This is a genomic window from Halorubrum tibetense, from assembly GCF_055396225.1.
This window is the reverse complement of the sequence record NZ_AP043742.1, coordinates 1916363-1930485: the sequence shown is the minus strand read 5'-3', so window position 1 is coordinate 1930485 and position 14123 is coordinate 1916363. Positions and strand designations below refer to the sequence as shown.

Genomic DNA, 14123 nt, shown 5'->3' with positions numbered 1-14123 from the left:
CGCACGGACGGACACGTATGTCCGGCGTCGAACTCACCGAGCGCGGGCTCGTCGTCGACCGCGAGCCGAACCGGCTCGACGAGCTCGCGATCGGCTTCTCCGAAACGCTGTCCGGGCTCGACATCGATCACGTCTTCGTCGCCGGCTACGTCGCCATCCTCGCCGGGCGGTCGCGGTCGACCGAGGACATCGACGTGTTCATCGAGCGCTGTTCGGCCGAGCGCATCGACGAGCTCGTCGCCGAACTACAGCGAGAGGGGTACTGGGGTCCCGCGATGCCGCTCTCCGAGATGTACGGCAACCTCGAAAACGAGACGAACATCTGGGTCGCTCCCGACGGCGAGATGACGCCACACCTCGAAGTGAAGTTCCCGAGCGACGAGTTCGATGACGCCTCTCTCGCGAACACGGTGGACGCACACGTCGGTGGTCACACGATCCCCATCGGTCCGCTTGAACTCCAGATCGCTTATAAGCTCTCGCTCGGGGGCCGAACCGATCTCGAGGACGCTGCGCACCTCTATACTCTCTTTGGAGAAACGCTTTCCCGCGCCCGGCTCGAAGAATGGGTCGAACGACTCGACGTCGAGAATCGCTATGAGCGACTCACAAACGCCTGAGGACGGCTCGGCCGAAGCCGACGACGACGCCGAGCGACCGCCCCGCTACGAGCAGGTGATGCGCTGGGTGGAGTATATAAATGAACACCCGCCCGAGGTGTGGGGCCCACAACAGAACGCGGTCGTGAACGGACAGATAGAGAGTGCCCGAGCGGTCGAGATGAGCGCGGAGGAGAGAGAGCGGATCCGGGCGTTTGCGGACGCGGAGCTGCGTCGAGACGGCGAGAAGGATGCGGACGAAGCGGACGGTGGCAGAACGGAGTGAGGTGTCGGACGACGCGGAGTGAAGAGTCGGACGACGCGGGAGCTACTCAAACGACTCCAGTTTCCGGACGAGCGTCGTATATAAATCGGGCGCGACGTACCAGCCCGCGTCGATCATCGCGTCGACCGTCTCGCGTCCCCGTTCAGGAGTCAGCATCCCCCGCTGTACGGCTGAGAGCACGACGTATGCGCTTCCGCGCGTCTCGATGTCCTCCACCTCGGCCGCGGAGCGTCCAGCGGACTCGTCCATCACGGCGACCCCGTCGCGGGCGTCGGCACAGGCGAGGACTGCCACGTCGGCGTCGCTGAGCCCGGGATGGCGACGGAACCGGGTCGCGGCAGAAGAATCGTCGGTGTCGACCGTAACGACGGCCTCGGTGAGCTGGTCGGTGAGCTCATTGAGGACGGCCGTGCCGGCAGGGACCGCGAGCGGCACGGCCACTAGAGCGCCAAACGCGAGTAGCGGGGTGGTCAATCTGCGAATCTACATCCGACTCATTTTATAGCCGCTATCCGCCGCTCGTTGCGTCGTAGAGATCTTTCACCTCATCTTCAGAGAGTGTACGGTCGTACACTCTCACATTACCAATCCGACCCCGGTGGCCATACCCTCCTCCGATATAACCACCTATCCGGGCAGGACCGGGAGAAACCCGGATGGGGCCTTGCGCGGTCTGGGTTCCGTCGTTTTCGCCATCGATGTAGATGCTCAGTTCGTTTCCGTCGTACGTCCCGACGATATGTGTCCACTCTTCTTCCGGTATATCTCCGCTCTCGGCGTTCAAAACGTGGAGTCCGCCGTTATCGTCAAAAACGCCTACCTGCGGGGTACTGGTCCTATCGTCGAGTTTTACGAAGTAGTTGTGATCACGGCCATCGAAGACGTATACCCGGTTCTTCGAACCAACTCGATAGATCCACGCCGATATACTGACGTTCGTGACACCAAGGCTCTGGTTATCGGAGATTTGAACGTAATCGTCGTCACCGTCAAATTCTGCTGCGCCACCAACCTGTCCGGATGCCGGCTCAACATTTCCATTAATTTGACCGTCGTTCTCTCCAACGATGTCCGGTGTCGTTCCATCGGAGAGATCGTCAAGCGGCCAGTAGCCCACGAGTCCGTCTGTCGGTCCTATCGGCGTCGGATCCGCGACGTCGCCGCCTTTCTCCGGAAGCGTACACTCCGCGTCGGCGTCGGCACGGATCGTCAGCTCCTCCCCCTCGAACAGATCCTCGGCGGAATCGAATCCGAACGCCCGAACTTCGAAGCCGATACACTCGGCGTTACCGTTATCGATCGGCAACCTGATCGCTCCATCACGGTCCGGGTCCAGTCGGTTGTTGACAACGAGTCGCTCGCGATCTGATCCCCGGTAGAACACCACAGCAGGGTCACCGGGGCCGAAGTCGTACCGGTCCGGCACCTCGGCATCATTGGATAGCTGCGGCACGTCAATTTCGAAATCGACACAGACGTTCTGCGTCCCTTGGTTTGCGATCTGGAAAACGTCGTCGAACCGCGTAATTCCATGGGGATTAACACCATCTCCACTCGGGTCGGAGTTACTGTTACTTCCCGAGAGGTTTATGTACAGAAGGCCGTCTTCATTGTCTACGTACTGTCCGTTCGGTGAGTCACAGGGTGCGAGTCTTAAAAAGCCGTCAGCGTCGTCGGCAACAGTCACTGACACGTCACGGTCAGCGCTGACGCTCGTAAACGCCCCGGTCCCCAGTATCGATGCCCCACCTAGTGTTGCCCCGCTTCCGAGCAGGAGTTGGCGTCGTTTCATTGCTGCTCCCTCGTTTGAGGCCCACCGGCGGAATCGAACCGCCGTGAACACCAGTGTGGGAAATATACTGAAATACGATTCCTATTCGATTGCCTCAGCCACGACGGTTACCGTCTCGTCGATTTCGGAGTTCGGGGTCGCACCTTCACCAGCGAAGACTTCGACATCGTACGGTATCGCCTCACCCGGGGAAGGTGTTTGATCTGTGGTTTCTACACTGGGAGAGATATTGACGGTGAGATCATCACCTACATCGGCCAGCCTTATCCTGGCCTTTGGGCCACCATTGGTACCGCCATTGAAGAGCACCTGAATCGACTGTGTTCCCTGGTTTTTGATCTCGAATGCGTCCCGGATGATCGTATCAGCATTCGCATTGACACCAGTCCCACCAGCCTCAGTTGGGTTACTCGGCGTAAGGTCCAATGTGAACGTTCCGTCGTCTCGAATCCTCGCATATTCGGTTGTTGGATTCAACGCGAGGAACGCGTCGCTATCATCGGCGACCTCAACGGTAACGGCTCGTTCTGCCTCGACCGACGTGAACGCCCCGGATCCGATTATCGCGGTTCCAGCTGTCGTGACCGCACCGAGTCCGAGAGCGAATTGTCGTCTCTTCATCTTATTTAACCGTCAGATCGATATTTACTCGCTGCCCTGGTATGGGTCGACGTCGTCGCGAACATCGCCGACGAAGTCACTGTCAGTGGGAGCGTCTTGTTGCGCGACGATCAGTTTGTTTGAGACGAACTCGCCGATCCGAGTTCCCTCACCAGTCTCGAATTGGAAGTCGATCGTGGTACTCTCACCAGTTCCCAGTGTGCGGGAGTTATGCGCGGGTGCGGTCAGATCATCACCATTGTCGTCAAACACATTCGTGCGGTCAGCACGGCCCGCGTCAACGTCCTCTTCATCCGTGACAAAGAAGAGTTCAACTTCTTCTGTGCCTTGGTTTTGGATACTGATAACCTCGTCAAAGCGAGTCGTCGCGTTCTTATTGATGCCGTCCCCATCTGCGCCACTGGCACTTGCACCAGTTGCGTCACCATCGAAAGCCAGTTCCACAATATCATTGTCAGTGACACCAGCGTGTTCGGGATCCTCAACGGTGATTGTGAGGAAGGCGGCCGCGTCGCCCGCGGTAGCGAGTGCGAAGTCACGCTCAGCCTCAACACTCGTGAACGCACCCGTACCCACTGCCGCCGCGCTACCTGTTGCCAATGCACCTGCGCCGATCATGAATTTGCGTCGTTCCATGGTTGGTCTACCTCTGTTACCGCACACGACCCGCGTCCAGGCACACGAGACATCCCGTGTCACCCCGGGTCGCTCTACTTCACCCATGGAACCCTACCCATATCGTTATGACACGCCGGAAGAACTTCTGCCCGCGTCTGAAGGATTTCTGGCCCGGTCTGTAGATGGTTCCGGCTCGGTCTGTACCGGTTCTGGATGGGCCTGAAACGGGTTTTGAGGCCGTTCGAAGGCGACGAGGTGGCCTCAGATCGCTGCCGACGGCAGCAGCAGCCGCCTACACGAACGCAGGTCCCGCCACCGACGCGTCCTCCGCGTCACGCCACGAGTGTGCGGGCTCCCAACCGAGCACGCGCGCCGCCTTCGAGCAGTCGAAGATCGACTCGGTCCCCTCGATCTCGCACGTCTCCGGCAACTCGCCGTGGACCGCCTCGATCGTCGCAGCCGTGTCGCGTCCGAGGAAGTTCTCCGCCGCGGCGACTAACACCGCCTCGTGACCGTCGATCTCGGCGTCGATCGCCGCCTCGATCGCGCTCACGAGGTCGCGCACGTCGATGTGACTCCAGCCGTTGCCGCTCAACGCGGCCGTCTCGGGGTCGAACCCCTCGCGCGCCTCGCGGATCCGTGTCTCGCCGGGATACGTCACCCACGACGACCGGAGCGACACCGCGCCGACGCCGTACCGCCGCGCGACGCGCGCGGCCACCTCCTCGCCGACGACCTTCGAGAGCGCGTAGGGATCCTCCGGCTCCGTCGACGTCTCCTCGTCGATCGGGAGCGCGTCCGGCAGCCAGTCCTCCTCGGCAAAGACGGTGCCGTAGAGACTCTCGCTCGACGCCTGGACGACCCGCGCGCCGACCGCGCCCGCGGCGTCGAGGACGTTGTACGTACTGGTGACGTTGGTCTCGAACACGCGCGAGCCCGCGTGGTCCTCGGGGTTCGGGATCGCCGCGAGGTGGACCACGGCGTCCGGCTCCGCCGCCTCGACGAGCTGCTTGGTCTCGCCGTAGTCGGTGAGGTCCGCGGCCTTGAAATCGACGTTTTTGCGGGTTTTCTCCGGCGTTCGGAGGTCGACACCGACGACGTCGTGACCCTCGCGGGCGAACTCTTCGACCGTCCAGCTGCCGACGCCGCCGCAGGCTCCCGTGACGAGAACGTTCACGATCCGGTTTCCGGCCGGGCAATAATACGCGTTGTGTGTCACGGACGCGGCGGAGCGTGGCGGGGACGCGGCGGAGAGACGACCCGAACTCAGTAGTCGTCGGGGAGACAGCCGCCGAATGCGTCTTCGGAGCCGCGTGTCTCCGTCACCGTGCTACCGGAGACCCCATTTCCGTTGTCGTTTCCGTTTCCGTTGTTCTCTCCGCCCCCACCGCCCGGTGTGACACCACAGTCATCGGCGTCGAACTGCGGGTGAACGAACACGCCGTCGATCCCCTTGACATGAACGCCGGCGATCGTCTTCCCGCCGAGGGACGTCTGCCCACGGAGGTTCTCCCCTACCGAGACGTTCTTGTCGTCGGTCACGGCGACCCCGCCGCCGTCGACATAGTAGATCTGTACGTCGACCTCGCCCTCGTCCGGAGAGGATATCTCGGCGTTACCGTTCCCCTTGAACTCGACGCCTTCGACGCCGACGCCGCCTGAAGCACTGTACGTGGTAACGTCGTAACAGACGATCTCGAAACGGCGCGTCTCCGTGTCGCCGAACAGCTCCGCGCTGACGCCCTCGCCCGCGACGCGAACGGTGAGCTCGACCGTCGCGCGCTCGCCGCTTCCGGCACACTCGATCGTGCCCTCGATCGTTTCACTGTCGCCCGATCCGAACGTCCCGTCGTCGTACGTGACCTCGGTTACCTTCGGGTACTCGCCGTCGTCGGGGATGACCTCGAGCGTGACGTCCTCGATCGAGAGCTCCGCACCGTCGGCGAACCGGTTCTCGACGGTGACCAAGTCGACCCGCTCGCCGTCAGTCACCGCCTTTCCGTCCGCCTCGTCGCTCGGGCTGTCGTACCCCACCAAGGCGTGATCGTCGTCAACGACGCTCACGCTCACCCCGCGTTCGGCCTGGGCGCTGCTGAACGCGCCCGAGCCGATCGTCATCGCGCCGGCACTGGCGCCGCCGAGTGTCAGGATGAGGTGTCGTCGTTTCATGACTGCGTGGGGACCGAGGTTCGGTTAGTCGATCTAACGTGTTCCATCCGTATGGTTACGCGGTGTCTGAAGACCCGTATGGAGTGCCTGAACTCGGGTATACGACTCATTGAACCGGCGTCCGGTGTCCGGTTTTCGGCGACAGTAGGCCCCTGGGTCGGACCGCCGTCGCCGAGTCGCTGTATCGGTACGGACCCGCGATGCGACTCGACGAGGTGGTACCGAAACGGGGGACGACCACTACAGCTCCGGTGGCTCGTCGGGTTTGCCGACTTCCATCTCCGTCGTGTAGTACTTGTGCGCCAGCGCGGAGAACGCGAACGCGACGACGATAGCGAGCGTCCACGCGAGCTCGGGCAGGAGCACGAACGGCCACGCGCCCATCCACACCGCGGCGACGAGCGCGGTTGCAACCCCCGATAACCCCAGATAGCATTCGTCTTTAGCTAAGACTCACACCTCGGTTGTGTAGCGGTAGCAAGTGTCTCTTGTAAGATCGGTCGTTGTTGATGGATCTTCTGAGCGTCCTCGATGAGCCGCTCCAGCAACGGTGGTGGTGAGTAGCCGAGGTACTCACCGAGTTCGTGGAGAACAAGCTGGGCGTGCGACCGGAAGGTCGCCGCCCAGCGTTCCGGTGGAAACACAATCTCGTCGTCAGCCTGCTCGGTGACCAGATCCAACAACTCACGGCTCACTAGCAGCGACAGCAACGCCGCATACAGCAAAATCTCCACCACAACAGGGTTGCTCGTGTCGAACTCATCTAGTTCGTATTGCGTCTTCAACTCACGGAACAGCGTTTCTACCTCCCATCGACACCGATACAGCGTCCCTAGATCTGCCGGGAGAAACTCTTCTCTCGGTAGATTTGTGATGTACAGATGGTAGTCGTCGGCGTCCTCGTCTCGGACGCCGACGACGCGGAACCGCTTCGTGTCTAGCGACCGTGTTCCCTCGTACTCACCCCGCTTGAACTCCGCTTCGACCTCTACGTCAATGTACTCCCGCGAGAGATCACCGACCACGTCGTGGATCTTCTCCCCTTCTAAGGGAATGGCGCGCCCGCGCCATTCCCGTAACTCCTCTGTTATCACCGGATTCGCGTTCTGCTTCAACCGGCTCACAAAGTAGCCGTCGTTCTCGTCGATCAGCGCAAAGCGGCGGTACTTGAAGTACGCTAGGTCGAACAAAACTAGCCGTCCATGCAGCCACGATCCCGTCTTGAACAACGTGCTGTCGTGCGCTTTTTCATCGGTCACGTCAATCCGTTCAATCGTCTGATCGGTGGCATTGTGGAGCAGGTGGAGCTTCGCTCCAGCCTGCTCCTCGTGGCGAGCTTGGAACTCGTCGGAAAGGAACTCGTGTAACCGCAACACCGTTCCATCAGCGATCATCACGTCCCTGAATCGGTCGATATCAGCGTCAACAGCGTCGGGAACAGCGACCTCGTCGAGACCACGCTCGACGAGGTCGCGGAGATACTCTGCAAGTGACGGCGTCAACCGGTGATAGAAGCCACCAGGAGAGATCGTCTCATCGGCTGTGGAGTTGTAGCTACGTCTGAACCCAGCGAGTGTTCGGCTCTCGCCTGCGGCGAAGCCGAACACGAGCGCCCACACGAGGACGGGAATCTGAAGCTTCCCCTCCCGTTCGACCACGCCGAGTTCCTCGGCGTGCTCTTCAAGGAACTCAGAGGGAAACAGTGTAGTGAGACGACGCAAGATTCTCGATGAGGAGGTCTCGTTGTACACACTCGACACCTCCTCATTCCTTCCGAAAAGTAGCCTCGATAAGCCGCTGCTGTCACGCGGTTCTTCGCTTAGCTAAAGACGGATGCCCCAGATAGTACTCGCTCCACGGGATCTCCTTCCCTTCGACGACGTCGAGGTACAGGTCCACGTCCTCCAACGCCGTCGTCGGCGCGACCATCCCGCGATTCTTGTTGAACTCGACGACCCCCGCGCGGTCCATCTTCGGCAGGTGCGACTGCTGAAGTGCGGTGTACACGCGCTTTCGCTCGTTGCCCGTGATCTCCGCCATGTCGACATCGTTCTCCCACGCCGCGATCTGCTCGGCCATCCGCCCGATCTCCATCGACTCCTCCTCGCGTTTCAACAGATGCACCGCGAACCGCCGCCGCTGGTTCGCGAGCACGTCGAACAGTTCGTCTTCAGAGATCTCCGGTCCGGCGGCGGAGGGCCCCCTATCGATCTGCTGTGCCGACGCCATTTCTGTCTGACATATATGAGCCACTCAACATAAAACCCTCGGACGGTTTGGGTCGCTTGACACGTTTCGGAACCGCAACCTTGACCGCGCTAATGTGGGCTACAACGGCCCTAAAGCCACTACAAATACAATTTGCACAGTGTTTATTCTTATATTCGGTGTTCGTACCAGTACTCAAATAGTGAAACATACCCGATCGGACACGAGTCGTCGGGCGTCCTCGGGGGGCGATCGCCGGTTCAGGATGACCCTGAAGTCGGGTTTCACCGCTCCGAACGTCGACGTTCGAGGGTTACCGCCCGACGAGCGCTTCGACGACATCGTGCGTGCGTATTCGTCACACGGTGGCTGTTCGTCTCGGTTTCATGCGGTGCATAACTATGGCGGTACGCCTGATAGATAGCGTTAAGAACCGTATCGATGTCCCGATCACGCACACGGACCGCGCTTCTCCTCTGTCTGATCGGTCTCGCGGCCTCCCTCGCGCTGGCGACCGGCGCGACCGTGATCGACGGCCCGGCCGACACGTTGGCCGACGACCGGGTGGCGATCCAGCCGGCCGACGGGCCGAACGGGGAGTACGCGTACCTCGACGGCGACGACGAGCTCGTCATCGATGTCTCGCCGACGAACCCGAACCTCGACGGCGAGTTCGAGGGAGTCAACGTGAACTCCCGAACCGCCTTCGGAGACGTGTTCACGGTGACGTACACGGCCGACGAGCTGGCTCACGTCTGGATCGAACACGACGTGGACGGGCTCTCCTTCGTCGTCAGCGACGACTCCGACGAGGGATATCGGTCGATCGAGAGCGAGGAGCATAACGTGACGCTCGGCCCGAACGCCACGGCCTCCGTCGGGGTCGTCGTCGACACCACCGACGAGGACGCGGTTCCCGGGACGCTCTCGGAATCGGCGTTCGGGATCCACGCGCGCGTCGCCGACCCTGCCACGGAGCCATCGGACTTCGGCGGGGAACGCGACGAGACGGGCTCGACCGGACCGGTCACGACCGTTACCGCCCCGAGTCCGTCGGAACGGGTGTTCGTCGCGGAGAACGTCGACGACGGTGACACCGTCCGGTTCGATGCTGGGGAGATGGAGCTCGCCGGCGCAGCAGTCAGTCTCGACCGGCTCGATCTCCTCGGCGCGTCCACACGGAGCTACGAGCTCGAGGCCGCCGGGAGCCCGGACGCCTTCGCGGACGCGGGACCGCTCGAGGCCGACGACGATCCCCGACCTCTGGCCTACCTCGCGTTAGCGTATGATCTCGACGCGAACGACGTTGAGGGGCTCAGGCTCCTGTTCAGCGCGGAGCCGGCGTACCTCGACGATACGGCGACCGCGCTGGGTGACGTCACGCTCTATCGGCTCGCCGCCGACGGCGAGTGGGCGGAGCTCGACGCCGACGGCGTCGACGAGCGCGTCGTCGAGCTGCGTGGATCGCCGGCCGACCGTGACCACTTCTCCGCTACGAGCGAGGGGCTCTCGGTGTTCGCGGTGGCGGCACACGTACCGCGGATCCACGCAACGGGAGCGTCGCTTCCCGACGGATCGGTCGACGCCGGCGAGGAGACCGTCGTCGACGTCGACGTCGAGAACCGCGGCGGGGCGGCCGGCGAACGGAGCCTAACGCTCGCGGCCGACGGCGAGGCGATCGCGACCCGAGCGGTCAGGCTCGACCCGGACGCGTCGACGACGGTGTCGTTCCCGGTCACTATGGCCGACCCCGGCGTCTACGAGCTCACGGTCGAGGGCCTCGGCGCGGGCGATGACGCCCTCGCCGCCGGAACGCTCACCGTCGGGAGCCCGGACGCGGGCGACGGGGCCGGTACCGGGAGCGAGGCCGATGTGACCGAGACGCCCGAGGACGCGGGTAACGCGGGCGAGGGAGGCGGCGCTAACGGGGACACAGCGGGGTCCGCGGACACGTCGACGCCGACCGACGAGCCCGGGGGGCTGGGCCTCTCGGGGGTCGCCGGACTCGTGCTCCTGCTCGTCGTCGTGACCGTGGCGGTTCCAGTCGTCCGGCGGATCGGCGGGTCGTGACGCTTAGCCCCGTCAGGTTATCGGATATGGTACTTTGGGCCGTAGGGATTTACCCCGGCATCGCCGAGTCTCGTCCGTGACGACCGTCTCGACCCGAACGGGTACTGGTCGGGAGCGGGCCTCGCTCCGATCGGCCCTGTTCGCACACGCACGAGCGTCCGATCTGGTGCCGTTAGCCGCGGTGCCCGTCCTCCTCCTCGCGGTGTTTACCCTCCCGGAGGCGACCCGTCGCTCGCTCGCGTTCGCCTACACGGAGCCGACGCTTCTCACGGCGTTCACCGCACATTACGTTCATCTCCGAGTCGAACACCTCGCCGGGAACCTCGTCGCCTACGTGCTGCTCGCAGGGATCGGCTACCTGTTGGCGACGGCCGGCCGACAGCGTCGGCTCTTCTTCACCGCCTTCGCGACGTTCTGTCTCGTCCTCCCGGTCGCGCTCTCCGCGCTCAACCTCGCGGTTCCGCGAAACGCGGTCGGGTTCGGCTTCTCCGGCGTCAACATGGCCTTCGCCGGACTACTGCCGCTGCTGCTCGCCGCCTTCGCCCGCGAGCACCTCCCGACGAGCCGGGCCGACCCGGACTCGACCGTCGTCGCGTCGCTGTCCGACTCCGTCCCGGTACGCCTCCTCCCGCCGGTGTTCCTCGTATCGGTCGGGTGGATGGGCGCCCTGGCGATCCCGACCGGCTTAGACGTCGCGGGGACCGCTGGCCCCGCCGTCGCCCTGGTCGGAGGAGGGTGGCTGCTCTGGACGATCACGTCGGTGGCACCCGGCGGTCTCCGGTCGCTCGCGGGGGTGCCGCGTCGGCTCATCGGCACGCCCGGGTACGGCGACCTGTTCGTGGTGGGTGTCGTCCTCGCGGTCGCGTATCCGGTCGCCGGGTTCCCGGCGGACCCGACCGGAGACGGCCGCGTCCTCAACCTGTACGTCCATCTGCTCGGGTACGCGCTCGCCTTTATCGGCCCGTACGTCCTCGTCGCTTTCGGGGCGTTCGACGATCCGGAGGCGGAGTCACGTGACGTCGCCGGATCGCGCGATGCGGCGTAGCCGTCTCGTGGCGACGCGCCGTCCCGTCCGCCCACAGCAGCCCGGTCTGCTCACAACGGTCCCGCCCGCCGCGCGACACCGACTCCACACCGGTGCCGTGATCCGCGAGCTTATTACGCGTCGTGATGACTCTCCTGCAGAGAGCGATTGATTACTGGTTGACACATGTCTCCTCGACGCGCCCTCTCGGTGTTCGCCCAGGCGGCGGTCGTCGTGATCGTCGTCTCGCTCGTCGTCGGGCAGTACCTCGGACAGCCCGTCCTCCTGAGCTTCGTCGAAACCGGGAGCATGGTACCCACGCTCGACCCCGGCGACGGGTTCATCGCGATCCCGGCACCGCTGGCGGGCGGCATCGGCACCGGTGACGTCGTGACGTTCGACGCCCAAGAGATCGAGGGCGGCGGCCTGACGACCCACCGCGTCGTCGAGGAAACCGAGCGGGGGTACGTTACGCAGGGGGACGCCAACCCGTTCACCGACCAGGACGGCGGCGAGCCGATCGTCCAGGACGCGGACATCGTCGCCAAGGCGTTCACGGTCGGCGGGTCGGTCGTCGTGATACCCCACCTCGGAACCGTGGCGATGGCGTTCCAGTCGACCTTGGAGAGCGTCCAGACCTGGCTGGCGGTGACGTTCGGAACCCGCTCGTTCCAGGGGACACAGGGGCTCGCGTACATCCTGTTCGGCCTCTCGATCGTCGCGTACGCGGCCGACTGGTACCTCACGAGTGGAACCCGGGACCGGCCCGACCGCGACCGGTCGCGTGACGACGGCACGTCGGTGGTGTTCGTCCTCGGCGTCCTCGCGCTCGTATTGATGGCCACGGCGACCGCCGCGATGGTTGTCCCCGCCGGAACCCAAGAGTACGGCGTCGTCAGCGCGGACTTCGAGTCCGACAACCCGACCGTGATCGAGCGTGGAGCCAGCGAGGAGCTGGAGTACGTCGTCCCGAACGCCGGACTCGTCCCGGTTCAGGCGTACGTCACGCCCGCCAGCCCCGGGGTCGACGTCAACCCGGAACGCGTCGCCCTCGGCGGGCGCGACGAGGCGTCGACCACGGTGACGCTCACCGCGCCCGACGAGACGGGCTACTACCGCCTGTTCGTCGAGGAACACCGATACCTCGCGGTGTTACCTCCGACAGTCATCGACGAGCTCTACGAGGTTCACCCGTGGACGCCGCTGGTGGCGATCAACGGCCTCCTCGGCGGCGGGATCATCCTCGCGGGACTGCTGTTGTTGCGCGGCGAGCCGGCGCGAATACGGAGCCGCACGTCCCGCCGGAAGACCCCCTTCTATCGACGACTGCTACGCGAACTCTACAGGTGACCACATGAGCACACAGTCAGACCCCGACGAAACACGGATCCGCCTCCGAGCAGTCCTAGACGCACAGTTCACGCTACTTCTCGTCGGCTGTCTCGTCCTCGCCGCGGCGGGCGGCTTCCTCGTGTACGGCACCTACGTCGACCCCGGCACTGAGGAGGAGACCAGGACCGTCTCGTCGTGGACCGTCGACAGCGAATACGTCCACGCCGCCGAGGTGACGGCGGAGAACCCGGTCTTCGAGGTGGGTTCGACGCTCGAGAACCGCGAGACGTACTTCAGCCGGATCGCACCCCAACTCGACGTCGCGGCGGAGGCATCCTACACCGCCGAGCAGTCGGAAAACGTCCGGATCGACGTGGAATCCGAGCTCGTGATCCGGAACGTCGGCGACGGCGTCGAGTACTGGGAGGAGCGCGAGACGCTCGCGGAGACGACCGTCGAGGACGTCGAACCCGGCGAGACGGTCGGGGCCGAGTTCACGCTAGACAGCGCCGCGATCGACCAACAGGCGTCCGATATCGAGGAGGAGCTGGGTGCCTCACCCGGACAGACGGAGACGGAGGTCGTCACCACGGTCGAGCTTGAGGGGACGCTCAACGGCGAGGCGGCCACCTACACGCGGTCGATGGAGTTCGGGATCGATCACGGCGGCGACACGTACACGGTCAGCGATCCGGGTCCCCAGTCGGACACGACCCCCCAGGAAGTGACCGAGACCGTCGAACGGACGTACGGCCCGCTACGATCGATCGGCGCGCCACTCCTGCTCGTGATCGGCGTCGTCGCCGGCGCGGGGCTCTCGTACGCCCGGTACGAGGGACGCCTGGCGGTGAGCGACGCCGAGCGAGCGTACCTCTCGTACCGCGACGACCGCTCGGAGTTCGACGAGTGGATCACGCGGATCCGACTCCCGCCGGCGGCCCACGACCGACCTGTCGCGTACGCCGACAGCCTCCGGGACCTCGTCGACTTCGCCATCGACAACGACACCGGCGTCGTGGAGGACCCCGACACCGGCGCGTTCCACGCCGTGACCGGCGAGTTCGTCTACACGTATCGACGACCCGACCCGCCGGTCCATCGATCCACCGAGGAGGACCCCGCCGGTCCCGACGCGGACGCCGCCGAGGACGGGGTCGGCGTCGACGCCGACCCGCTCGACGACGGAGAAGGGTCGACGGTCGACACGGCGGACATCGGCACGTCAGTCGCCGATAAGAACGTAGGGGCCGACGACGAGGGCGATGACGGCGAGCGGTCCGACGAGGAGGCGAACGGCGATGGAGGCCCGGATCCGTTCGCGATGGGTCCTACCGAGACGGCCGAGCGCGACACGGACGGCGACGACAGCACGGACAGTCCCGAGACGAACGGTTGATAAACGGA

13 protein-coding genes and 2 pseudogenes are annotated in these 14123 nt (G+C 64.1%); 6 read left to right on the top strand and 9 right to left on the bottom strand.

The window, feature by feature from the left end; genetic code table 11:
* The first annotated feature begins 17 nt into the window (after positions 1–17).
* On the top strand, positions 18–620 hold the full coding sequence (locus tag ACZ5TV_RS09760) for a hypothetical protein (RefSeq protein WP_379780915.1): 603 nt from the start codon (positions 18–20) through the stop codon (positions 618–620).
* The gene (locus ACZ5TV_RS09755) at positions 598–885 is read left to right on the top strand and encodes a hypothetical protein (RefSeq protein WP_379780917.1); all 288 of its coding nucleotides are present in this window, start codon (positions 598–600) and stop codon (positions 883–885) included. Before ACZ5TV_RS09760 ends, ACZ5TV_RS09755 begins: the two co-directional genes overlap by 23 nt.
* Before the next feature lie 42 nt (positions 886–927).
* Here ACZ5TV_RS09755 and ACZ5TV_RS09750 read toward each other — a convergent pair whose 3' ends face one another.
* The 9 genes and pseudogenes from ACZ5TV_RS09750 to ACZ5TV_RS09710 all read right to left on the bottom strand — a co-directional run.
* Positions 928–1359 carry a PIN domain-containing protein gene (locus ACZ5TV_RS09750; protein WP_464383772.1) on the bottom strand — a complete coding sequence of 144 codons (432 nt, stop codon included), beginning with the start codon at positions 1357–1359 and terminating at the stop codon, positions 928–930.
* Positions 1360–1393: 34 nt separating this feature from the next.
* Complete coding sequence (locus tag ACZ5TV_RS09745) at positions 1394–2677, bottom strand: LamG-like jellyroll fold domain-containing protein (protein WP_379780922.1); 1284 nt, start codon at positions 2675–2677, stop codon at positions 1394–1396.
* 81 nt (positions 2678–2758) lie between these two features.
* Positions 2759–3298: a hypothetical protein gene (locus ACZ5TV_RS09740; RefSeq protein ID WP_379780924.1), complete on the bottom strand. Its 540-nt coding sequence runs from the start codon at positions 3296–3298 to the stop codon at positions 2759–2761.
* Positions 3299–3322: 24 nt separating this feature from the next.
* On the bottom strand, positions 3323–3934 hold the full coding sequence (locus ACZ5TV_RS09735; protein ID WP_379780926.1) for a hypothetical protein: 612 nt from the start codon (positions 3932–3934) through the stop codon (positions 3323–3325).
* Between the two features lie 274 nt (positions 3935–4208).
* Positions 4209–5096 carry an NAD-dependent epimerase/dehydratase family protein gene (locus ACZ5TV_RS09730; protein ID WP_379780931.1) on the bottom strand — a complete coding sequence of 296 codons (888 nt, stop codon included), beginning with the start codon at positions 5094–5096 and terminating at the stop codon, positions 4209–4211.
* An 86-nt stretch (positions 5097–5182) separates the two neighbouring features.
* Positions 5183–6085 (bottom strand): hypothetical protein, encoded by a 903-nt coding sequence (locus ACZ5TV_RS09725; protein WP_379780928.1) that lies wholly within the window; start codon positions 6083–6085, stop codon positions 5183–5185.
* A 240-nt stretch (positions 6086–6325) separates the two neighbouring features.
* Positions 6326–6523, bottom strand: a pseudogene (locus ACZ5TV_RS09720) (DUF7344 domain-containing protein); the annotation flags it as partial.
* A gap of 8 nt (positions 6524–6531) precedes the next feature.
* The gene (locus ACZ5TV_RS09715; RefSeq protein WP_379783741.1) at positions 6532–7806 is read right to left on the bottom strand and encodes an IS4 family transposase; all 1275 of its coding nucleotides are present in this window, start codon (positions 7804–7806) and stop codon (positions 6532–6534) included.
* A gap of 100 nt (positions 7807–7906) precedes the next feature.
* Positions 7907–8314, bottom strand: a pseudogene (locus ACZ5TV_RS09710) (DUF7344 domain-containing protein); the annotation flags it as partial.
* A 420-nt stretch (positions 8315–8734) separates the two neighbouring features.
* Here ACZ5TV_RS09710 and ACZ5TV_RS09705 point away from each other — a divergent pair.
* The 4 genes from ACZ5TV_RS09705 to ACZ5TV_RS09690 all read left to right on the top strand — a co-directional run bounded on the left by ACZ5TV_RS09705 (position 8735) and on the right by ACZ5TV_RS09690 (position 14115).
* Positions 8735–10363, top strand: coding sequence for a DUF1102 domain-containing protein (locus ACZ5TV_RS09705; protein ID WP_464383771.1), 1629 nt, complete (start codon positions 8735–8737; stop codon positions 10361–10363).
* Positions 10364–10439: 76 nt separating this feature from the next.
* Positions 10440–11408 carry a hypothetical protein gene (locus ACZ5TV_RS09700; protein ID WP_379782425.1) on the top strand — a complete coding sequence of 323 codons (969 nt, stop codon included), beginning with the start codon at positions 10440–10442 and terminating at the stop codon, positions 11406–11408.
* Positions 11409–11573: 165 nt separating this feature from the next.
* On the top strand, positions 11574–12737 hold the full coding sequence (locus tag ACZ5TV_RS09695; RefSeq protein WP_379782423.1) for a S26 family signal peptidase: 1164 nt from the start codon (positions 11574–11576) through the stop codon (positions 12735–12737).
* Between the two features lie 4 nt (positions 12738–12741).
* A complete protein-coding gene (locus ACZ5TV_RS09690) occupies positions 12742–14115 on the top strand; it encodes a DUF5305 domain-containing protein (protein ID WP_379782421.1) in 1374 nt (457 codons plus the stop codon).
* Positions 14116–14123 lie beyond the last annotated feature (8 nt).